20 protein-coding genes are annotated in these 21,954 nt (G+C 59.9%); 11 read left to right on the forward strand and 9 right to left on the reverse strand.

All coding sequences use genetic code 11. The features are described from left to right. Positions 1 to 103: 103 nt before the first annotated feature. The 7 genes from ACN0Q0_RS12185 to ACN0Q0_RS12215 all read left to right on the forward strand — a co-directional run bounded on the left by ACN0Q0_RS12185 (position 104) and on the right by ACN0Q0_RS12215 (position 8,896). Entirely contained in the window at positions 104 to 1,360 is a 1,257-nt protein-coding gene (locus ACN0Q0_RS12185) for an ABC transporter substrate-binding protein (RefSeq protein WP_417243672.1), read from the forward strand. 113 nt (positions 1,361 to 1,473) lie between these two features. After that, positions 1,474 to 2,388 (forward strand): carbohydrate ABC transporter permease, encoded by a 915-nt coding sequence (locus ACN0Q0_RS12190; protein ID WP_417243673.1) that lies wholly within the window; start codon positions 1,474 to 1,476, stop codon positions 2,386 to 2,388. Between the two features lies 1 nt (position 2,389). Then, a complete protein-coding gene (locus tag ACN0Q0_RS12195; RefSeq protein WP_417243674.1) occupies positions 2,390 to 3,238 on the forward strand; it encodes a carbohydrate ABC transporter permease in 849 nt (282 codons plus the stop codon). Next, complete coding sequence (locus tag ACN0Q0_RS12200) at positions 3,235 to 5,319, forward strand: alpha-galactosidase (RefSeq protein WP_417243675.1); 2,085 nt, start codon at positions 3,235 to 3,237, stop codon at positions 5,317 to 5,319. Before ACN0Q0_RS12195 ends, ACN0Q0_RS12200 begins: the two co-directional genes overlap by 4 nt. A gap of 76 nt (positions 5,320 to 5,395) precedes the next feature. Next, positions 5,396 to 6,307 carry a 2-dehydro-3-deoxygalactonokinase gene (locus ACN0Q0_RS12205; protein ID WP_417243676.1) on the forward strand — a complete coding sequence of 304 codons (912 nt, stop codon included), beginning with the start codon at positions 5,396 to 5,398 and terminating at the stop codon, positions 6,305 to 6,307. Then, positions 6,304 to 6,915, forward strand: a complete 612-nt coding sequence (locus ACN0Q0_RS12210) for a 2-dehydro-3-deoxy-6-phosphogalactonate aldolase (RefSeq protein ID WP_417243677.1) — start codon at positions 6,304 to 6,306, stop codon at positions 6,913 to 6,915. Before ACN0Q0_RS12205 ends, ACN0Q0_RS12210 begins: the two co-directional genes overlap by 4 nt. Before the next feature lie 70 nt (positions 6,916 to 6,985). Then, positions 6,986 to 8,896, forward strand: coding sequence for a beta-galactosidase (locus ACN0Q0_RS12215; protein ID WP_417243678.1), 1,911 nt, complete (start codon positions 6,986 to 6,988; stop codon positions 8,894 to 8,896). A 7-nt stretch (positions 8,897 to 8,903) separates the two neighbouring features. On the opposite strand, the gene msrB is transcribed toward ACN0Q0_RS12215, so the two are convergent. The 5 genes from msrB to ACN0Q0_RS12240 all read right to left on the reverse strand — a co-directional run bounded on the left by msrB (position 8,904) and on the right by ACN0Q0_RS12240 (position 12,580). Continuing rightward, a complete protein-coding gene (msrB, locus tag ACN0Q0_RS12220; protein ID WP_417243679.1) occupies positions 8,904 to 9,368 on the reverse strand; it encodes a peptide-methionine (R)-S-oxide reductase MsrB in 465 nt (154 codons plus the stop codon). 149 nt (positions 9,369 to 9,517) lie between these two features. Next, positions 9,518 to 10,024, reverse strand: a complete 507-nt coding sequence (locus ACN0Q0_RS12225) for a fasciclin domain-containing protein (RefSeq protein ID WP_417243823.1) — start codon at positions 10,022 to 10,024, stop codon at positions 9,518 to 9,520. Positions 10,025 to 10,258: 234 nt separating this feature from the next. Next, positions 10,259 to 10,966 carry an anti-sigma factor domain-containing protein gene (locus tag ACN0Q0_RS12230; protein ID WP_417243680.1) on the reverse strand — a complete coding sequence of 236 codons (708 nt, stop codon included), beginning with the start codon at positions 10,964 to 10,966 and terminating at the stop codon, positions 10,259 to 10,261. Further along, positions 10,963 to 11,505, reverse strand: coding sequence for a sigma-70 family RNA polymerase sigma factor (locus ACN0Q0_RS12235; protein WP_417243681.1), 543 nt, complete (start codon positions 11,503 to 11,505; stop codon positions 10,963 to 10,965). The genes ACN0Q0_RS12230 and ACN0Q0_RS12235 overlap by 4 nt, the downstream gene beginning before the upstream one ends. A 61-nt stretch (positions 11,506 to 11,566) precedes the next feature. Beyond that, positions 11,567 to 12,580 carry a glycosyltransferase family 61 protein gene (locus ACN0Q0_RS12240; RefSeq protein WP_417243682.1) on the reverse strand — a complete coding sequence of 338 codons (1,014 nt, stop codon included), beginning with the start codon at positions 12,578 to 12,580 and terminating at the stop codon, positions 11,567 to 11,569. Between the two features lie 278 nt (positions 12,581 to 12,858). On the opposite strand from ACN0Q0_RS12240, the gene ACN0Q0_RS12245 reads away from it, so the two are divergent. The 4 genes from ACN0Q0_RS12245 to ACN0Q0_RS12260 all read left to right on the forward strand — a co-directional run bounded on the left by ACN0Q0_RS12245 (position 12,859) and on the right by ACN0Q0_RS12260 (position 19,469). After that, on the forward strand, positions 12,859 to 14,382 hold the full coding sequence (locus ACN0Q0_RS12245; protein ID WP_417243683.1) for an aldehyde dehydrogenase (NADP(+)): 1,524 nt from the start codon (positions 12,859 to 12,861) through the stop codon (positions 14,380 to 14,382). Between the two features lie 321 nt (positions 14,383 to 14,703). Further along, positions 14,704 to 17,832, forward strand: coding sequence for a methyl-accepting chemotaxis protein (locus ACN0Q0_RS12250; protein ID WP_417243684.1), 3,129 nt, complete (start codon positions 14,704 to 14,706; stop codon positions 17,830 to 17,832). A 21-nt stretch (positions 17,833 to 17,853) separates the two neighbouring features. Continuing rightward, on the forward strand, positions 17,854 to 18,939 hold the full coding sequence (cheB, locus tag ACN0Q0_RS12255; protein WP_417243685.1) for a chemotaxis-specific protein-glutamate methyltransferase CheB: 1,086 nt from the start codon (positions 17,854 to 17,856) through the stop codon (positions 18,937 to 18,939). 152 nt (positions 18,940 to 19,091) lie between these two features. Continuing rightward, positions 19,092 to 19,469 carry a chemotaxis protein CheD gene (locus ACN0Q0_RS12260; protein ID WP_417243686.1) on the forward strand — a complete coding sequence of 126 codons (378 nt, stop codon included), beginning with the start codon at positions 19,092 to 19,094 and terminating at the stop codon, positions 19,467 to 19,469. 331 nt (positions 19,470 to 19,800) lie between these two features. On the opposite strand, the gene ACN0Q0_RS12265 is transcribed toward ACN0Q0_RS12260, so the two are convergent. From ACN0Q0_RS12265 to ACN0Q0_RS12280, 4 genes are read right to left on the reverse strand one after another with little or no spacing between them, the layout of a single operon-like run. Next, positions 19,801 to 20,196, reverse strand: coding sequence for a hypothetical protein (locus tag ACN0Q0_RS12265; protein WP_417243687.1), 396 nt, complete (start codon positions 20,194 to 20,196; stop codon positions 19,801 to 19,803). Beyond that, on the reverse strand, positions 20,196 to 20,582 hold the full coding sequence (locus tag ACN0Q0_RS12270) for a response regulator (protein ID WP_417243688.1): 387 nt from the start codon (positions 20,580 to 20,582) through the stop codon (positions 20,196 to 20,198). Before ACN0Q0_RS12270 ends, ACN0Q0_RS12265 begins: the two co-directional genes overlap by 1 nt. Before the next feature lie 34 nt (positions 20,583 to 20,616). After that, on the reverse strand, positions 20,617 to 21,489 hold the full coding sequence (locus tag ACN0Q0_RS12275; protein WP_417243689.1) for a CheR family methyltransferase: 873 nt from the start codon (positions 21,487 to 21,489) through the stop codon (positions 20,617 to 20,619). After that, on the reverse strand, positions 21,486 to 21,953 hold the full coding sequence (locus tag ACN0Q0_RS12280) for a chemotaxis protein CheW (RefSeq protein ID WP_417243690.1): 468 nt from the start codon (positions 21,951 to 21,953) through the stop codon (positions 21,486 to 21,488). The genes ACN0Q0_RS12275 and ACN0Q0_RS12280 overlap by 4 nt, the downstream gene beginning before the upstream one ends. Position 21,954: the final 1 nt, after the last annotated feature.

Below are 21,954 nucleotides of genomic sequence, written 5' to 3' on the forward strand. Positions count from 1 at the left end.
TAGTCATTCGCGTTTAGTTTTCAATATTAGAAACGCAGTTCCACTATATGAAACTTACGGTAGGGGTCAAGTGGGCTGCACGGAAGCGTAAAGGGAGGACACTATGCGTTCCATGAAGAAACTGATGTTGGCCGGATTGGCGGCAACCACGATGATGAGCGGCGCGGCCTTTGCCGAGGGCCTGTCGGGCGAGTTGAGAATCTTCTCCGACATGTCGAACCCTGCGCCCCGCGCCGTGATGGAGGGCATGGTCGACCGCTTTGGCGCCTTGCACCCCGATCTCGATATCGAGCTGACAATCATCGACCGCGAAGCCTACAAGACCCAGATCCGCAACTTCCTGACCGCCGATGCGCCCGATGTGGCCAACTGGTACGCGGCAAACCGTATGGGGCCATACGTGAACGCCGGCCTGTTCGAGGACATCTCGGATCTGTGGGCCGAGCCTGCATTCGCCGATCTGGCCTCGACCAAGGGTGCGATGACCATCGACGGCAAACAGTGGGGCGTGCCCTATACCTACTACCAGTGGGGCATCTACTACCGCGAAGATATCTTTAAGGAATTGGGCCTGTCGGTTCCGACCACCTTTGACGAAGAGCTTGCAAACTGTGAGAAAATCGTGGCCTCCGGTCGCGCGTGCTACACCATCGGGTCCAAGTTCCTTTGGACAGCCGGCGGTTGGTTCGACTACATGAACATGCGCACAAACGGCTATGATTTCCACATGGCGCTTGCCCGTGGCGAAGTCGAGTGGACCGACGAGCGCGTGCGCGCCACCTTTGCCAACTGGCGCAAGCTGATCGACATGGGGGCCTTTGTGGCCGACCACCAGACCTATAGCTGGCAAGAGGCATTGCCGTTCATGATCAAAGGCGAGGCAACGGCCTACCTCATGGGCAACTTTGCGGTGCCGCACCTGCGTGAGGGTGGCCTGACCGATGATCAACTCGGGTTCTACCAGTTCCCTGCGATCAGCGAGGGTGTTGCCATGGCCGAAGATGCGCCGACCGACACGTTCCACATTCCTGCGAATGCCAAGAACAAGGAAGCAGCACGCGAGTTCCTGCGCTTTGTGACATCCGCCGACAACCAGACCATGATCAACGCCGGCGATGCGTTGGGTCAGTTGCCTGTGAACGCGGCGTCTTCGGTGGATGACGACAAGTTCCTTGAAGCAGGGTTCAACATGCTGTCCAACGACGCCCCCGGCGGTGTTGCCCAGTTCTTTGATCGCGACTTCTCGGCTGAAATGGCGGCTGCGGGCATGGAAGGTCTGCAAGAGTTCATGGTTTACCCGGATAACCTTGACGACATCCTTGAGCGCCTTGAGGCTGTGCGCCTCGAAATCGCTGAATAAAGCAATGATCAGGCGGGGTGGCTTTGGCTGCCCCGCTTTTTTACCCCTAATAATCACCCCGACTGAAAACGCCTGTGTGCAGACGTTTTCACTTGGGACCGGAGGAGACAGGTATGACCGATACGTCCGTGACGCCGCGGCCACGCAGTTGGTATCATAGAAACAGGCAAACAGTGACCCCGTGGTTGTTCCTGTTGCCCGGCATTCTGTTTTTCACACTCTACGTGGTCTATCCGATCATCGAGAGTGTGAGCCTGTCGTTCTACAAATGGGACGGTCTGGGCGAGGCCGAGTTCGTCGGCACCCGCAACTATGAGAAACTGATGGCGGACCGCGCCTTTTCGGTGTCGCTGTTCAATAATATGAAATGGCTGCTGCTCTATTTGCTCGCCATTCCTGCGGGGTTGTTCATCGCGCTGTTTCTCAACCAGACGGTACGCGGCATCCGTATCTACAAGTCCCTGTTTTTCTTTCCGTTTGTGATTTCACAAGTGGTGGTGGGTCTGGTGTTTACGTGGTTCTATGATCCGAATTTCGGTCTGTTGAACTCGGTTCTGGGCCTTGTCGGCCTTGGCCCGATCAACGTGTTGGGTGATCCGGCTCTGGCCACCTATGGCATCATCGCGGCGGGTCTTTGGCCGCAAACGGCCTATTGCATGATCCTGTATCTGACGGGCCTCAACGCGGTGGACCCCGAACAGATCGAGGCCGCGCGTCTGGACGGCGCAAAGGGCGGACGGATGTTGTGGCACATCATCATCCCACAGCTCAAACCCGCGACCTTTATCGCCTTTGTGGTCACCATCATCGGCGCGTTGCGCTCGTTCGACCTGATCTCGATCATGACCAATGGCGGGCCGTTCGGGTCGACGCGCGTGTTGAGCTTTTACATGTTCGAAAAGGCGCTGTCGGAATACGGCTTCCGCATGGGCTACGGCGCGGCGATTGCCGTTGTGTTGTTCCTCATCATGCTGTGCTTCATCGCCTATTTCCTGTGGTCGATGTATCAAGAAGAGAAAGGGCGCTAAGATGTTTCCCACCCCCCTCGCAAAAACATCGCGCACATGGCAGATCGGCTACCAGAGCCTGTTGCCCGTGGCCCTTGTCGCATGGCTGTTGCCGCTGATCGCGGTGGCGCTGTTTTCGATCAAACCCGCGGCGGATTTCACCGCAGGCAACTACTGGAACCTGCCGTCGCGTTTTGCCGGATTTGAAAACTATGGCCGCGTGTTCATGGACAGCCCGATGCCGCGCTACATCCTGAACTCGTTCATGATCACCATCCCCACCGTGATCGGCGCCGTGGCGTTGTCGTGCATGACGGGGTTTGCGCTTGGGATTTACCGGTTCAAATTCAACCTGTTGGTCTTTTTTCTGTTCATCGCGGGCAATTTTGTCCCGTTTCAGATCTTGATGATCCCTGTCCGCGATCTGACCGTGGATATGGGGCTGTACAACACCAAACTGGGGCTTGTTTTGTTCCATGTTGCGTTCCAGACGGGGTTTTGCACCTTGTTCATGCGCAACTTTATCCGGGCGCTGCCGTTCGAACTGGTGGAGGCCGCGCGGGTTGAGGGCATCACCGAATTCCAGATTTTCTGGCACATTGTGCTGCCGTTGATGAAACCCGCCATCGCGGCCCTGTCGGTTCTGGTCTTTACCTTTATCTGGAACGACTATTTCTGGGCCGTGGTGCTGACACAAGGGCCACAAGCCCAACCCGTCACGGCAGGGATCACAAGTTTTAACGCGCAGTTCGGTGTGGCCTATCAAATGCTGTCGGCAGGCTCGATTGTGGCGGCCTTGCCCCCTGTGTTGATGTTCTTTTTGATGCAGCGCCACTTTATCGCTGGTCTCACCCTTGGAGCCGTCAAATGATCCAATGTTGGCGACTGGACGATGCCCGTCAAACCCTCGTGTTGGGGGTGCGCGATGGCCACCTCGCACAGGCGATCTATTGGGGGCCGCGTTTGCCCGATGGCGAGAACCTCGAGACGCTGTTTGCGGCGCAGGAGATTGATGTCACGGGCGGGATGCTTGACGTCACGCCCGCGCTGTCGATCTGTCCCGAGGCGCGTCGCACCTTTTCGGGGCAGGCGGGGATGGAGCTGCGTGATGACACCGGCCGTCCGGTCTTGCCGGTGTTCCGCTTCGAGAGCGCCGCGCCGCGCCCCGATGCGCTGACGCTGACGTTTCGCGATGACGGGAACGGGCTGACCTACCGCGCCCATGCGGCGATCGACCCGCAAACGCATGTGATCACGCTTTGGGCCGGTCTGGAGGGTGCGCAGCCGTTCTCTGTAAACTGGTTGGCGGCTCCGGTTTTGCCCGCGCCACAATTGTCCGACGAGATGATTGATTTTGCGGGGCGGTGGTGTGGCGAGTTCCAGATCAACCGCACGCCGTGGTCGGCGGGGATGCGCGTGCGCGACAACCACACGGGCCGCTCTGGCCATGAACATTTCCCCGGCCTGATCATTCCGTGCCGTGGTGCGACCAATACCAAAGGCGAGGCCTACGGGTTCCACTACGGGTGGTCGGGCGGCCATAAAATGGTGGCCGAAGAGCTGCCCGACGGGCGCCGTCAGATCCAGTTCGGCAACGCCACGGGGATCGAACCCGAGGCGCGGACCGCGTTTGAAACCGCGCCGCTTTATGTGACCTATTCCGACACGGGCCTGAACGGGTGCGGTGTGGCGTTCCAGACCCACGTGCGTGACCGCGTGATCACATGGCCCGATCCCGACCGTGCGCGGCCTGTGCATTACAACTGTTGGGAAGCGATCTATTTCGATCACAGCCTGCCCGAACTCAAAGAGATCGCGACCCGAGCGGCGGATCTGGGGGCGGAGCGCTTCGTGCTTGATGACGGGTGGTTCGGGGTGCGCGATGACGACACCACATCGTTGGCCGATTGGGTGGTCGATCCGCGCAAATACCCCGACGGTTTAACCCCGCTCATCCGCCATGTGCGCAGCCTTGGCATGTCGTTCGGCATCTGGTTCGAACCGGAAATGATCAACCCCGACAGCGATGTCTACCGCGCCCATCCCGACTGGGCCTTGGGCGATGCGGATCAGGTTCTGGGCCGGCAACAAATGGTGCTCGACATGGCGCGGCCCGAGGTGCGCGATTACCTGTTCGGCTGCATTGGCAAAATTCTGGCCGATCACGACATTGAATACATCAAATGGGATCACAACCGTGTGCTGCCGGCGGCGGACGCCGGACAGACGCGCGGCACCTATGCGTTGTTGGACCGGTTGCGCGTGGCCTATCCCCATGTCGAGATTGAAAGCTGCGCCTCGGGGGGCGGGCGGATCGATTTCGGGATTTTGCAGCGCACCCAACGGGTGTGGCTGTCCGATAGCAATGACGCCTTGGAGCGGTTGAAAATCCAACACAATGCCGCGCTGTTTTTGCCGGTGTGCGTGACGGGCAGCCATGTCGGGCCACGGGTGTGCCATACCTCCGGTCGCGTGCTTGATATCCGGTTTCGCGCATGGGTCGCGGCACAGCGCCACATGGGGTTCGAAATGGACCCGCGCGAGTTGAGCGCGGAGGAGGCGGACGTGTTGCGCCGTGTGACCGCGTGGTGGAAAGCCAACCGGAACTGGATGTTGCGTGGTGATATCTTGCGGTTGGATGCCGCCGATCCTGCGGTTCTGGCCGAGCAGCATATGTATGAGGACCGGTTTGTGGTCTTTGCGGGCAAGGCCGGAACATCGACACAGATTTCACCGCGTCCTTTGCGCCTCACGGGGCTGTTGCCCGACGCGATGTACCGGATTGATCTGGCCAACCGTGACGAAATCGCACGGGCGGCGTTGTCGCGTGGGCCATCGGCCCTGAAATCGGGCGCGATGGAGGTCAGTGGCCGCTATCTGATGCACCACGGTGTCACCTTGCCGTGGAGTTTTCCCGAAACCATGTGGGTGATCGAGGGGCAAAAGCTATGAGATGCGAACCGCACAGCCGTCAGGCGTGTCAGACCACAAACAGGGCGATGTTGCGCATCACGCGGGGGAGACTCTGATGGGGACGGCTCTGGACCATGATGATTGGATTGCGGTGGATTGGGGGACGTCCAACCTGCGGATCTGGGTGATGCGCGGGACACAGATTATCGCGCGGTTGAGCTCGGATCAGGGCATGGGACGTATCACGCCACACGATTACGAGGCCGTGCTGTTGGACCTCGTGGAGCCGCATCTGGGTGCGGCGACGACACGGGTTCTCGTCTGTGGCATGGCCGGATCGCGTCAGGGATGGGTTGAGGCCCCCTATACGGCGGTCCCCTGTGCGCCGCCGTCATTGGCCACCGCCGTGTCGGTCAACACCGCGGATCCGCGTCTCGGCGTGTCGATCCTGCCGGGGATGAAACAGGGCGCGCCTGCGGATGTGATGCGCGGCGAAGAAACACAAATCGCCGGATATCTGGCACAGAAACCCCATTTCGAGGGCGCGATTTGCCTCCCTGGAACGCACTCGAAATGGGCCGAAATCCGCCACGGCGCGGTCACGCAGTTTCGCACCTTTATGACGGGCGAGGTCTATGCGCTCCTGTCCGAAGCGTCGATCCTGCGCCATTCGGTTGGCGCGACCTGTGATCTTGCGGCCTTTGATGGTGCGGTTGAGGATATGATGCGCCACCCCGAGATGTTCTCGGCCGAACTGTTCGGTTTGCGGGCGGGGACACTGGTGGCGGACCTCGGGGCCGATGCGGCCCTGGGGCGGTTGTCGGGGTTGATGATCGGTGCCGAACTTGCGGGCGCGCGCACCTATTGGCAGGGTCAAAACGTGGCCCTGATCGGGGCTTCGCGCATCGGGGCGCTCTACGGGCGTGCCTTGGCCGCGCAGGGTGTGACGGCCGATATCACATCCGGCGAAGAGATTGTCGTTGCAGGGCTGAGCGCAGCCTATCACCAAACGGAGGCCCAAAAATGAGCCGGAATATTATCGCGATTTTACGCGGCCTTGAGCCGTCACAGGCCCACGACATGGGCGCGACATTGATCGAGGCGGGCATTGACCACATCGAGGTGCCGCTTAATTCGCCCGACCCGCTGCACAGCATCGAAACCCTTGCGCGGGACTTTGGCGACCACGCGGTGATCGGCGCGGGGACGGTGTTGAGCGTGGCGGATGTGGCCGATGTCATGGGCGTGGGCGGGCGGCTGATCGTGTCGCCCAATTGCAACCCGCAGGTGATCATGGCGACCAAGGCGGCGGGGGGGCTTAGCTACCCCGGCGTGATGACGCCGACCGAATGTTTTGCGGCGCTTGACGCCGGTGCGGACGGGCTCAAGTTTTTCCCCGGCTCCCTGATCGGTGTCGACGGGTTCAAGGCAATCTCCGCCGTGTTGCCGGCATCGGCGCAATGCTATGCCGTGGGCGGCGCGGGGCCGTCGAATTTTGCCGACTGGATCGCGGCGGGTGTCGTGGGTTTTGGCATTGGATCGGCGCTGTTCAAACCGGGGATGAGCGTGGCTCAGGTGCGCACGAATGCCGAGGCCATCGTTGCCGCTTATGATGCGGCGCATAAGGCGGCATAGATACAAACCGCGGCGTATGCCCCCCCCCATGGATCTCTCAATCCCGTACTGAATATTAGGTGATTTTTCAATGACATCAACCGGTCTGCCGCGTGCGCTTGGAACCTGTTATTACCCCGAACACTGGCCGCAAGAGATGTGGGCCAAAGACGCCCGCATGATGGTGGAGAGCGGCCTGACGTGGGTGCGCATCGGTGAATTTGCGTGGTCGCGTCTTGAACCCAAGCCGGGTGTGTTGGAGTTGGAGTGGCTTGGCACCGCCATTGAAACGCTGACGGCGGCGGGGTTGAAGGTTGTGCTTGGCACGCCCACGGCGACACCGCCACGATGGATGTTGGACAAGCACCCCGATATGTTGGCCGTGGACGTCGAGGGGCGCCCGCGCGGGTTCGGGTCGCGCCGCCACTATTGTTTTAGCCACGCGGGATATGTCGCGGAAAGCCGCCGGATCACGGCGATACTGGCCGAAGCTTTCGGCGGTTCGGTTGCGGCATGGCAGACCGACAATGAATACGGCTGCCACGATACCGTGCTGTCCTATTCCGATGCGGCTCGCGGTGCGTTTCACGACTGGCTGGAGGCGCGCTACGGCACGATCGAGGCGCTCAATGCGGCGTGGGGCAATGTGTTCTGGTCGATGGAATATGACCGTTTCGACCAGATCGGCCTGCCCAATCTGACCGTGACCGAACCCAACCCCGCCCATGCTCTGGCGTTCCGGCGGTTCTCGTCTGATCAGGTTGTGGCGTTTAACCGCGTGCAACTGGACGAAATCCGCAAGTTTTCCGACGCGCCGATCAGCCACAACTACATGGGGCGGGTGACGGATTTCGATCACTACGAGCTTGGCCGCGATATGGAGATCGCGACGTGGGACAGCTATCCGCTTGGCTTTTTGGAGGACCGTGTGGGCGCAAGCCCCGCGCGTCAAAACGCCTTTGCACGTCAGGGCGATCCGGATTTTCAAACCTTTCACCACGATCTGTACCGTGCTGTCGGCAAGGGCCGGTGGTGGGTGATGGAGCAACAACCCGGTCCGGTAAACTGGGCGCCCTATAACCCTGCGCCCTTGGCGGGGATGGTGCGCCTGTGGAGTTGGGAGGCCTTTGCCCACGGGGCCGAGGCCGTGTGCTATTTCCGGTGGCGTCAGGCCCCGTTTGCCCAGGAGCAAATGCATTCCGGCCTGTTGCGCCCCGATAGTGTTCCCGCCGCGGGCATGGCCGAAGTGCTGCAAGTGGCGTCCGAATTGGCGCAGGCCCCACAGGTGGAGGCCAATGTCGCCGATGTGGCGCTTGTGTTTGACTATGACGCGGAGTGGGCGTGGACGGTGCAGCCGCACGGGCAGGGGTTGAGCTATTTCGATCTGGTGTTCGAACACTACCGTGCGCTGCGGCGGGCCGGATTGAATGTTGATATCGTGGCGCCGACCCATCGCGATTTTTCGGGATTTCAGGCGGTGTTCGCGCCGGGGCTGATGCATTTGAGCGATGAGCTGCGCCATGCGCTTGCGGCGTCGGATCGTCTGTGCGTGTGCGGCCCGCGCACAGGGGCGCGTACGGTTGATTTCGAGATGCCCGTGCCACTTCCGCCCGCCCTTGAGGGGCTTGAGGTGACGGTCACGCAGGTGCAAACCCTGCGTCCTGATCGCCCTGTGGCGCTTGATGGCGGGGGCCATGCGGTGGGATATATCGAAACTCTGGACAGTTCGGCGGATGTTATTTTGCGCGATATATCAGGGGCTTCTGTCGCGGTGCGAACCCGAAACATGATCTATTGCGCGGCGTGGCTCGATGAGGCGGGGCTTGACCGTTTGGTGGAACTGGTTGCGGGCCAAGCGGGTCTGACGCGGCGGGTGATGCCCGAGGGCGTGCGGGTGCGGCGTACCCCGACACAGGAGTTCTGGTTCAACCACAACGCCCGCCGTGTGGACACGGACGCGGGGCCGATGGACCCCGCATCGGTGATCTGGCGCGCTCTATAAGCGCCGGTCAGCTTGGGTGAAACGTCAGGCTGACGCCGTTGAGGCAATGGCGTTTGCCCGTGGGTTTTGGCCCGTCGTCAAAGATATGGCCAAGGTGGCTGCCGCAGCGGCGGCAATGCACCTCTGTGCGGGTAGAAAAGAGCGATTTGTCCTCTTTGGTGCCAATGGCATCGGGCTGGGCGCGGAAAAAACTGGGCCATCCCGTGCCGCTCTCGAATTTCGTCGCGGCATCATACAGGGGCAGGTCACAGCCCTTACAGGCGTAAATCCCGTCGCGTTTTTCGGCATTCAACGGGCTTGAACCGGCGCGTTCGGTCTTTTCGCGGCGCATCACATCGTATTCGGTGTCGGTGAGCATGGCGCGCCATTGCGCCTCGGTGCGGGTGATTTCGAACGGGCCGTCGGCGGCCTGTGTGCGGGTGGCCAACAGGGCGGCGGCGGTGCCGGACAAAAGGAACATGCGGCGTTTCATCGGGGTCTCCTTTGGACGGGGCGCGTCCGGATGTTCCGGAGGCGCGGTGTGAGCGTGGGCACGGTGTGAGAGCGTCCCACCCTTGCCTTTCGGGTGCAAGCAAGGGTGGGGATCTGTTGCGCGGGGCGTCGTCTCGCCGGGTCGAGAGCTTATTTCGGCAACAGAACCTTGTTCACAACGTGGATCACGCCGTTGGATTGGTTGACGTCTGCAATGGTGACGCGGCTTGCGTTGCCGCTTTCGTCATAGATGTAGACGTTTTTGCCTTTGACCTGTGCGGACAGGGCATCGCCTGACACGGCTTTGAAGTGGTAAAAGCCATCGGGGCTGTTGCGGGCTGCCTTGACGATGTCGGCGGCGGACCAGTTGCCCGCAACCACATGCGCGGTCAGGACTTTGGTCAATGTGCCTTTGTTTTCCGGCATCAACAGCGTCTCAACGGTGCCTGCGGGCAGGGCGGCAAAGGCGGAGTTGACGGGGGCGAACACGGTAAAGGGACCATCGCTTTGCAGCGTTTCAACCAGACCTGCGGCCTGTACGGCGGCGACGAGTGTGGTGTGATCGGCCGAGTTCACGGCGTTCTCGACGATGTTTTTGCTTTCGAACATGGCCGCGCCACCCACCATCGGGTTTTCGGCCTGTGCGGCGGTCGCCATAAAGCCGGCGACAACGGCAATGTTGAGGGCGTGGAATGCGGTTTTTGCGAATGTGCGTTTCATCTGTGCGTCCTTTTCTAGGGTTGGTTTGTTTTGGTTACGGTGAAGACACGAACCGGACCCGGGAGAAGTTTCAAACAAAGTTGAAAAAAACTGAAAAAGCATTTTAATGCTTTGTTTTTATTGTTTATTTATATTGGCGGCGGGCTGTTTTGCTCCGGCCGCACCACCGGTTCAGGACGCCACAACCGTCCCTGCGGCCAACACGGCGCCGGTGGGGGCGCCCGTGGGCGAGCCGCCCGTGGGTTCGTCGCTAATGGCCAACGTCGCGCCCTGCATCTGCTCGCGCAGCCCCTGCGGGACGCGGATCATCGCCACGTCTGTGTCGGGCAACACGCCAAGGGACACAGGCGCGTCTGCCCCGTCGGCGATCAGCCACAATTCGAACACGCGGCCTGTGGCGGCGGTGCCGGTGGTGCGGGTGAGGTCGATGGCGCCTGTGGCGGGGTCAAATCGGGCCTCGACCACCAAGGCGCGATCCTGCGCCGCAATTTCGGCGGTCATCATCGGGCCTTGTGGTGCGCGCATCGCCATCGGGGCCACAAAGAGCGCCACGGCAAGGAGGGCGGCGGCACCGAACAGGGCGCCACGACGGCCAAACAGCCATGCCCACACCCGCGCCGGTGCGCCGCGCTCTGTGGCGGCCTCGGGGCCAAACAGCCGCGCCTCGATGGCGGCCTGAACGCGGGCGGGCGGGGGTACTTCGGCAATTTCGTCGCTCAATCGCACCAACCGGTCGTCCCAGTCCCGCAACAGCGCCCGCAGGTCGGGGTCCTCGCGCAGACGGGCCTCGACCGCCGCACGACTGTCCGCATCCAACAGGTGCAGCGCATATTCCCCCACGAGGGCGATATCGTCGTTATGGTCGTCAGGCGCGGTCATTGGCTCATACAGTCTTTCAGTTTCGCAAGGCTCCGGCGGAGCCATGTGCGCATTGTGTTGATCGGCACACCGGCGCGGTCTGCCAGATCCTGGTAGCTGGCCCCCTCAAGGTAGGCCCCGCGCACCGATGCGGCGTGCCGCGTGTCCAACGCGTCCAGACAGCGGTTGATCTGCGCGTCTTGCCCGCTTTGCACCACCGCCTCCTCCGGAGTGGGGCCGCTATGGGCCAGATCCACCATGTCCTCAATCGGCTTGGCCGGCGCTTTGCGGGCGCGCAGCCGGTCAATCGCCAGATTGCGGGCCAAGGTGATCAGCCATGTCATCGGGCTATAACCGTTGACCGCATAGCGATCGGCCTTTTGCCAGATGCGGATGAAGACATCCTGCAAGGCATCCTCTGCTTCGGCTCTGTTGTTCAAGACACGTAGGCACACGCCGAATAGTTTCGCGGAGGTCGCAGAATATAACGACGAGAACGCCGCACGATCGCCCAGACCGGTCCGGAGGATATAGGTTTCGATGTCTGCAACAGTGGTCATTGGCACAGGGTAAGGCGCGGATGGCCCCGCCGTAAACCCACAACGGTGTGACAGGGGCGTCTCATTCGGCGTCGATCTCGACGGCGCGGGCCAAAGCCGCCAGATCGATGTTGAAGCTGTCGAGGGAGTGGGCCAGAAACGGCTGTGACAGATCATAGGCGGGGGCGATATAATCGGGTTTGATCCGTCCGCGCACCCCCGTCCACCTGATCCCCAATTGCGTGGCCATGACACGGTAGACGTCCGTCATATGGCCACAGGGCATCAATTCGATCAGCCGCGCGGGGCGGGTTTTCGCGTGGGTATAGAGCAACGGGGCAAGGCCCGCACCGTGAATGGCCACAACCTCGCGGGCGGTGTTGAACAGGCGGAACTGGTCGGCGGCGCTGAGGTCCTCGACGTAGAGGGTGACAAAGCCCTTGGTGCGCAAAAACTGCGACACCTCCGCCTCGTTCTCCAGAGTGCGTGTGGCGCGGCGCGACACGAAGGCCTTGTCAGGGAGCGGCGTGCCATCGGGGCGCGTGTTGCGGGCCACGGTGCGGGTGCGGTGGCGCACCTCATCGGTATCGACCCAAAGGTGGCGTTCGGGGCGCAGACCTGTCCACGGGGTGACATCGTACAAAATGCCGTCCCCCTGTAGATGCGCGTCACTGGCCATGAGGGTCAGCCCCAACAGACCGGCGGCGGCGTGGATATAGGCGGGGGTGTTTTGCGGCACGATCAGCGTGACGGCGGAGGGATCAAGGTCCAGTTGCGCACAGATTTTGAACGTCAGCGGCAGATGGTTGTTGAGAAAATGTGCCCAGTTTTGGGGCGCGTCACGGCGCAGGTCGATCACGTCGCCGGCGGGGGCCGGTTCGCTTTTGCGGCGCGGTTTCAACAGCCGTGCGGTGCGGCCCGCGGGGGCGGGCGCGGGCAGGGGGCCGCGGGTGATCGTCAGCGTCCCGCCCTGTATCTGTTTGGCGGGCAGGCGGATATGTTCGCACTCCGGCACAAACCGATCCACGAAATGCGACGCGGGCGTGATGAGCCAGTGTTCGGGGACCGTAAACGGGGCAATCGTGAGGGCGGGCATCCGGTGTTCTTTCTGTCTGACGCCCCGCACCGGTTATGGGCGCATCGGGCGGGGTGTGGCGTGAGACCGTGGCGGGGCCATGATGGGGCTATGACGGGGACTATGCCCGCTGTTCCATTTTCCGCAAGGGGGGTGCGCTATATCAGATGTTATCGCGGGGCGAATTGGGATAACAATTCGGCCATAACCCCATACAGCCTTCGCGCGTTGACGGGGCGCGGCAAACATGTCTTTTCTTGCGCCAAGCTGACTTAGCGTAAAAATACTGGAGATTTCAGATGAGCAACGACACCTTCACCCCCCACGGCAAGCATTTGGTCGCAGGCCAATGGATCGGCACCGAGGCGACGTTTATGTCTGAGCCTGCAAGCGGATCGGCGCATCCGTTTTCCGTTGGCACGCCTGCGCTTGTCGATCAGGCGGCACAGGCCGCCGAAGAGGCGTTTTGGTCCTATGGCTATTCCACCCGCGAAGAGCGCGCCGCATTCCTGAATGCGATTGCCGACGAGATCGAGGCCCGCGCGGACGCCATCACCCAGATCGGCAGTCAGGAAACCGGCCTGCCCGAAGCGCGGCTTCAGGGCGAGCGCGGTCGCACCACGGGCCAGTTGCGCCTGTTCGCGAGCCATATCCTTGCGGGTGAGTACCTTGACCGTCGCTATGACGCCGCGCTGCCCGACCGTGCGCCGCTCCCGCGTCCCGACATTCGCATGATGCAGCGCCCCATCGGTCCCGTGGCCGTGTTCGGCGCATCGAATTTTCCACTCGCGTTTTCCACCGCAGGCGGCGACACAGCGGCGGCTCTGGCGGCGGGCTGTCCGGTGGTGGTCAAAGGCCACTCCGCGCACCCCGGTACGGGCGAAATCATCGCCGAAGCCATTGATGCCGCAATCAAATCCTGTGGCATTCATGCCGGTGTCTTCTCCCTGATCCAAGGCGGCAAACGCGATGTCGGTACCGCACTTGTACAGCATCCTCTGATCAAGGCGGTCGGGTTCACCGGCTCTTTGGCGGGCGGTCGTGCGCTGTTTGATCTGTGCGCACAGCGCCCTGAGCCGATCCCGTTCTTTGGCGAACTCGGTTCGGTCAACCCGATGTTCTTCCTGCCCGAGGCGCTCAAAAACCGCGGCACAGAAATCGCGGCCGGTTGGGCCGGATCGCTCACCATGGGCGCGGGCCAGTTCTGCACCAATCCCGGGATTTCGGTGGTGATCGACGGCCCCGATGCCGATGCCTTTACCGCCGCCGCAACCGAGGCCCTCGCGCCGATGGGCGCACAGGTCATGTTGACCGACGGGATTGCCGAGGCCTACCGCTCGGGGCGTGACAAGATCGCCGGCACGGCGGGGGTTCAGGAGCTGCTGACCTCGACCTGTGACCTGCGCAACGCGACACCGTATCTGTTCGCGACAACGGGCAAAGAGTGGCTTGAGAACGAGATCTTGGGCGAGGAGGTCTTTGGTCCGCTCGGTCTGATCGTACGTGTGAGCGACATGGATGAAATGCGTCAACTCGCCAAGGCGTTACAGGGTCAGCTGACCTGTACGATCCACCTTGACGATGGCGATGCAGACGCCGCCAGAACGCTCTTGCCGATCCTGGAACGCAAAGCGGGCCGCATCCTTGCCAACGGCTTCCCGACGGGCGTCGAGGTCTGTGACACGATGGTACATGGCGGGCCGTATCCGGCGTCCACCAACTTTGGCGCGACATCCGTGGGGACCCTGGCCATTCGCCGGTTCCTGCGCCCTGTGAGCTACCAGAATATCCCCGCAACGGTGTTGCCAACCGACCTCGCATAAACCGGTCATTGGCGCCGCGTGTCGCGCGTCACATCCTCACGAAGCCGCCCTCGCACAGGACCGTGTCGGGGCGGCTTTTTGCTGTCTGAATGGGATGGCACAGCATGATATTGGTTAATCAATCCTTTATATTTCCATGTCTTTTCACTTTTTTGGGCTGTTTTTCCAAAAGCGGCGGCGTGACGGGGCCCACTTAAACGAATCTTCACTCCTTGCCGTCATGTCTCGGATCAGTTGGGCTGTATCAGCTCATTCGCCGATTGCTTTAGGTGCCACTCCACGCCGATTTGTTCGCTCTGGAGTGCCGCGAGGAGACGAGACATGAAATTTATCAATAATATCAAGCTGGCCGTAAAGCTGCCGGTGGTCATGATCACCCTTGCGGTGTTGACCATCGTTCTTGCAACTTACGTGTCTTACAAACGCGCCTCTGCGTCGCTGTTGGTCGAGGCCCAAGAGATGCTTCAAACCGTGTCCGAGGCGCGATCCCTGGAAATGGAAAGCTGGCTCGACGGGATCGATATCGATCTGCGCTCACAGGCGTCCAACCCCACCGTTCTGTCGGCCATTCGTGGATTTGACGAGGCATGGCGGTCGATCGAGGGGGATGCGACAGAGCATCTGCAAAAATGGTATATTGATGAAAACCCGAATGCGTTGGGTGAAAAACACGCGCTTGATCTGGCGGAGGACGGCAGTTCCTACAGTCAGGTGCATAAACTCTACCATCCGTTTTTCCGCAAGCTTGTGGAGGAAAAGGGATATTATGATGTCTTCGTGTTCGACACCACTGGGGACATGATTTACTCGGTCTTCAAAGAACGCGATTTCGCCACCAACTTTGCCGAGGGGCCGTATGCCGGTAGCGGGCTTGGCCAAGTGGTCTCTCAGGCTCTCAAGGCCGAAACGCCCGATGTTTTCTTCGCCGATTTCCAAACCTATGCGCCCTCCGGTGACGCACCGGCCTCCTTTATCTCCGCGCCCGTTATGGACCGTCGCGGCGAAGTGCGCGGTGTCATCGCGTTTCAAATGCCCGTGGACCGGATCAACAGTGTGATGCAGCGCTCGACCGGCCTTGGTGAAACGGGGGATGCCTATATCGTCGGCGAGGACCTGTTCTTGCGGTCTGATCCGCGCCTTGGCGATGGTGGTGACGTTCTGGTCAGCTCCATGGACAACATGTCCGCCGAAAATGCGGTGGCGGGTCAAACCGGTTTGCTGCGTGAAAGCGAAGTCAACGAGGCCACAGGTCACGTGCATGAGCACCTCGCCGCCTACATGCCTGTTGAATTTCATGGCGTAAAATGGGGTCTTGTGGTCGAGCAATCCATCGAGGAGATTTTGACCCCCGCCCAAGAACTTGGCCGGACCATGCTCATTCAGGGTGCGATTATGATCGCCGTCGTCGGGGGCATCTCGCTGTTGATTTCGCGGGCCGTGTCCCGCCCGTTGACCAACGTCGAAAGCGCCATGCGCAGCGTGTCCGACGGCAACTATGGTGTCGATGTTCCGGGGACGGATCGTGGCGACGAAATCGGTGGCATTGCCTCGGCTCTTGATGATTTCCGCAATGCACTGGGGCGGGCCGAACAGGCCACCCGAGACGGGTTGTTCAAAGGATCGGCCTTTGAGGGATCGTCGGCCGCGTTGATGATGATCGATCAGGATTTCAACATCACCTATATGAACGCAGCCGTTCACAAGCTGATGGCCGAGCATTCCGACACCTTCAAAGCGCGGTTCAAAGACTTTGATGCCGATGTATTGGTTGGTAAAAGCATCGACATTTTCCATGAAAAGCCGGAGCACATTCGCAAAATTCTCTCCGACCCGAGCAAAATGCCGTTCTCCACAGATATGAAAGTGGGCGAAGTGTATTTCGCACTGGATGTGAATTCCGTGATCGACATGGACGGCACGCAAATCGGTTGTGTTATGGAGTGGAAAGATGTCACCGATATTCGCACCAGCGAAGCGGTCATAAAAGCGCTCAACGAAACACAGGCCAAGGCCGAGTTCGCGCTCGATGGCCGGATCCGGTCCACGAACGAAATCTTCGCGACCATGTTGGGCCACACGCAACAGGAACTCGTCGGGTGCAACCAGAGTGAATTCTTCACTTGGGATCCAAAACTCGCCGAGGAACGCGGTCCCGTTTGGCAGCGCCTGATTGACGGTCAAAGCATCTTCGGGCGCTTCAAACTCGAAAGCCCTGATGGCCGTATGTCCATCCTCGAGGGGACGTTTAGCCCCGTCAAAGACGGGTCCGGGAATGTGTTCCGCGTGATCCTGCTCGGCTCCGACATCACCGAAAGCCAACTGTTGCTGACAGAGGCCGAGGCCCGTCAGACAGAGATGAAAAAGGCACAGGATCAGGTTGTCGACGGTCTGCGGATCGGTTTGAAAAAACTTGCCGAGGGCGATCTGACGTCCCGTCTGGATGTCGCGTTTGGCGAAGAGTACGAAACCCTGCGTGCCGACTATAACACGGCTGTGGACAATCTGCTCGAAGCAATGGTCAGTGTCGTTGAAAATGCGGGTATGATCCGTGGAGAAGCGGCCGAAATTTCCAATGCTGCGGATGATCTGTCGCGCCGGACCGAAAAACAGGCGGCAACGCTTGAGGAAACCGCAACAGCACTCGATCAATTGACCTCCTCGGTGCGCTCCGCGTCCGAAGGGGCAAATCAGGCCAGCGAAATGGTTGAAACGGCCAAATCCAACGCCGAAGCTTCGGGTGTCGTGGTGCAGGAAGCCGTGGATGCGATGAGCGAAATCGAAAGCTCCTCCAACCAGATCTCGAAAATCATCTCCGTGATCGACGATATCGCGTTCCAGACCAATCTTCTCGCTCTGAACGCCGGTGTCGAAGCCGCACGGGCAGGCGAAGCAGGACGCGGGTTCGCGGTTGTGGCCTCCGAAGTGCGTGCTTTGGCACAGCGGTCCTCGGAAGCGGCCCGCGAGATCAACGATCTGATTTCGAAATCCGGCGCCCATGTGAAACGGGGTGTGAGTCTGGTCGGCGACACAGGCGAGGCTCTGCGCGGTATCGTGTTGTCGGTTACGGAAATCGCACACAACGTGAGCGAGATCGCCGTGTCGTCCCGTGAGCAATCCTCGGGCCTGGCCGAGATCAACGCGGCCGTGAACCAACTCGATCAGGTGACACAACAAAACGCCGCCATGTTCGAAGAAACCACAGCTGCATCGCACTCGTTGACCCGCGAGGCGGAAAATCTCAACGCAACCACATCGCGGTTCTCGATCGGAACGGCAGGTCAGAACCGGACGGCGGCGACCATCGTCAATATGCCCGCCGCCGCTGCGGCGCCTGTGAAAGCACCCGCACCCCGTGTGGCCCCTCCGCAAGAGGAGAAGATTGCAGTCAATCAATCGGCTCCCGCACCTGCGCCAACGGCGTCTTCAAGTGACGGTTGGGAAGATTTTTAAGAGTTGAAAGGTAAAGTGCCTGTGAGTTCTTTTCATACCACATACGATACGCCGGGGCAGGCAAAGGCAGCCGCCCCGGTCCGGACCCTGATCGTGGATGACTCGCGCACCATGCGCGGATTGATCCGGTCGGTTCTGGAACGCGATCCACGCATTGTGATCGTGGCCGAGGCCGGAAATGCAAGCGAGGCCCGGGATGCGGTCAATGCACATCAGCCCGATGTGATGACGTTGGATATCGAAATGCCATCGATGTCGGGTCTTGAATTTCTTGACCGGTTGATGCGTCACCGCCCGATGCCGGTGGTTATGGTCTCGACCTTGACCAAAGCAGGCAGTGTGACCGCGATTGATGCCCTGTCGAAAGGGGCTGTGGAATGCGTTCAAAAACCCACTATCGGTCAAGGCGGGTCGCCCTTTGCGGGGCTTGCCGACATCCTTGTGGCGGCGGCAAGTGCGCGAATTAAAGTGCCGACATCGGCCAGTCCGGCGCGACCGGCCAGCACAAGCGGGCGGAAATTTCACCGCATCTGTCTGTTGGGGGGATCGACGGGGGCCGTTGATGCCATTGAACAGATTTTGCTGCGCTTTCCGGCTGATTGCCCGCCGACGTTAATCACACAGCACATGCCTGAACCGTTTCTGGCCAGTTTCGCGGCACGTCTCAACCCGTTGGTTGCCCCGACAGTCCGGTTGGCACGAGATGGGGACGAGTTGCGCAACGGCGAGGTTCTGATTGCCCCGGGTGGTGATTTCCATTTGAATTTACTTCCCGGCCTGTCGCGCCGCGTGTCCCTTTTTGCCGGTCCCAATGTGTCGGGGCATCGCCCGTCGGTGGACTCGATGTTCCATTCTGCATCCCATTTGAGCGATCAGATCGTCGCGGGGATTTTGACCGGTATGGGGCGCGATGGTGCCGAAGGACTCGCAAATTTAAGGGCCAAAGGCGCCATCACGCTCGCTCAATCGCGCGAAAGTTGTGTCGTGTTCGGCATGCCACGTGTTGCTGGCGAAATGGACGGCGTCGATAATTGGGTCCATCTGGATACCCTTGGCGATGCGCTATTGAAGGCCGCAGAAACACCAGTTGGAGCAAAGCCGAGATGACGAATACAGCGAGTGCAGCAAAACGTCCCAAAAGCACGTATATTACACAGGGTGAATACGCCGTGTCGTCTGAACAGGATGCGGTGATTGCCACCATTTTGGGGTCTTGTGTTGCAACCTGTCTTTGGGATCCGGGATCCCGTGTTGGGGGCATGAACCATTTTCTCCTACCCGAGGGGGCGGGCGGCCATGGCGGTACGGACTCCTTTGGGGCCAACGCGATGGAGCTGCTTATCAACGGGTTGATCCAAAAGGGCGCGCGGCGTGACCACCTTAAAGCCAAAGTGTTTGGTGGCGCGGCCTTGCGTCAGGGGTTAACTTCTGTGGGGCGCGATAACGGCCAGTTTGTTCTGGATTACCTTTCGAAGGAGGGCATTCCGTGTGTCGGTCAAAGTTTGGGCGGGAGCAGTGCGCGCCGCATTGAATTCGAGCCGGTCACGGGAAACGCGCGACAAAAGATGGTCACCGACCAGAACCTGCACGAGGTGGCACCCCCACCACCGCCGGCCAGTGATCTCGAATTGTTTTAAGTCGGATACCGACCCCGCTCTGTTCGCGAGCGGGGTCTTTTGTATGTGCCGGTTGGTCTCGGGATCTGGTGCAAGGGTGGGGCAGGTTGCCCGCGTTGCATCGTAACCGCTGTGGAGTGTCGCGCTGCCGGACCGTGAGGGTTTGTGGCCATCACACAGGGCGGGGCGGGGTCATGGTTGACCAGAGTATTTCAAGCGGTGATGTGGGGGCCGGTTCACACGTAGGAACGTCAAAATGCCTGCGCGATCAGAAGACCGGCAGGCATGTTCTCTTGTGTTGCCCGCCCGTGTGTGGCGTGACACACGGGCGGGCGGTGGTGGACCGTCAGGTTTAGAACCAGGCAACCGTTCCGGAATCTTCTTCGCACAATGTGAACGGCGCATCGATGTCATCAAACAGTTTATGGGCAAGATGGCGTAAGCGAATGCTGTCCTTGAGCGGAGAAATGTCGATCGTTGATCCGGTGTTCTGTTTGGCGAGCTGCGCCATGACACCCTGAAGATCTTCAAGTGTTTGTTGAAGCCGGTCAACGGCTTGCATGCTGCGCTGCACGGACGGCGATAGATTTTGTACGTTTTTCAAAGTGGCCCCGAGTGCGATCTGAACTTCAGCGGCCAACATCGTCAACGCCAACATCTCGTCTTGGAGACGCGCATGTAGCGTCGACAATGCCATGGCGGTATCGTTTTGTCCGGTGCGGTTCATATCCGTTGCCTGAAAAGTCATTACAGCTTCCCTACGATCGCTTCGATTGCGTTCTTGAGTGTCAGGGGGTCAAACGGTTTTTTGACGAAGTTATTCATCCCGAGCTTTTTCCCCATCTCAATGATTTCCCGGTCCGCACGGCCTGTGATGAGCAAAAAGCCGATCCCTTTTGTGCGCGGGTTGGTGCGCAAGGCGTGTAGCATTTGTAGCCCGTCCATACCCGGCATGTTGTAGTCGGACACCACCAGATGCACCGGCGATACCTGCATTTTGGCAAGAGCCGATGGCCCATCCGAGGCGCTTGCAACATTGCGAATTCCGAACCCGTCGAGGGCATTCGTAATGAGGCCGCGACTGGTCGACATGTCATCCACGACCATGACGCGGAGTTGGTCCCTAAGTGCCATCTTTTAAACCTTTTATTCTTGGCGCGATGCGACGTTAGTGTTTTTGTGCGCGCTTGTATGTTGTGACGCCGACACTGGAAAGCAGTGGGGTTGTGTCATCGGGAAGGCGCTCGGAATGGCCGATCATCAGCCACCCCTCTTGATCGAGTTTGTCGGAAAACCGCGACAGCAGACGTGATTGGGTCGGCTCGTCGAAATAAATCATTACGTTTCTGCAAATGATCAGGTCGAATGCCCCTTGCATCGGCCATGTTTCATTCAGGTTAAGTTGACGGAACCGGACCATTGATTTTACGTCGTCGTTGACGCAATAGGACAGCCCGTCCGCCTTTTGTGATACGGTGAACGCCTTTTTGAGAAAGGCGTCCGGAATGCCACCAATCAATGAATCCCCGTAGACCCCAGCACTGGCTGTGGCCAAAACCAACGGATCGATGTCGGTTGCGAGGATCAAAAAGTCCTTTGATCCGATTGTGGGGTCACAGTCCAGAAATGTCATCGCAATGGAATAGGGTTCTTGACCGTTTGAACAACCCGCCGACCAGATCCGGACCTTTTCGCCGCGTGCAAGTTTTGCTTTGATGTGCGGGTAGATGGTGGATTTCATGTAGTCGAAGTGGTGGTTCTCACGAAAGAACTGCGTCACATTTGTGGTCAGTGCCGAGATGAATGCACTCATTTCCTCGGGGTTGTCAGCCCCCTCCAGAAAATCGAGATAGCTGTCAAATGTTGCAATGCCCAAAGTGCGCAGTCGCCGCGTCAGGCGGGATTTGACCATTGGCACCTTGGACGGTGACAAGACAATTCCAGCCTGTGATTTCGAAAGGGCCACAATCCGCGCGTATGCCGCATCAGAGATGTCACTTTCGATCGCAACTTTGCGTGGTGCCGGCGCGAGTTGATTCATGCGGCTTCCTCATCGGGTGGTGGCATCACAGCGTCCAGATCGAGAACGCGGATCATGCGGTTGTCGACCACGGTCAGGGCGGAGACAAAGTTGCGCGAGTCATCAATCGACACCTCGGGCGGTGTTTGCAGCTCTTCGTTGGGGATCGCGAGAATGTCGGAGACGGCATCCACCATCAGGCCTGCCGTGCGGCCACCAAGGTCGACGACGATGATGACGTTGCGGTCATTGTCGCCCTCGTTTACCAAACCCAGACGGGCGGCGAGATCGACGATGGGCAAGACCGTTCCGCGCAGGTTGATGACGCCTTTTACAAAGGCGGGTGCATGCGGCAACGAGGTGGCTTTGGCGGAGCCGCGGATTTCGCGCACGGACATAATATCTACCGAATAGTCCTGACCGCCGACGCGGAAGGAGAGCAGCTCGATAGACGCAGAGGCGGATTGTTTGATGTCTTCAGTCATG

The sequence above is a fragment of the Celeribacter sp. genome, from assembly GCF_048259695.1.
In the GTDB taxonomy this organism is placed as follows: domain Bacteria; phylum Pseudomonadota; class Alphaproteobacteria; order Rhodobacterales; family Rhodobacteraceae; genus Celeribacter.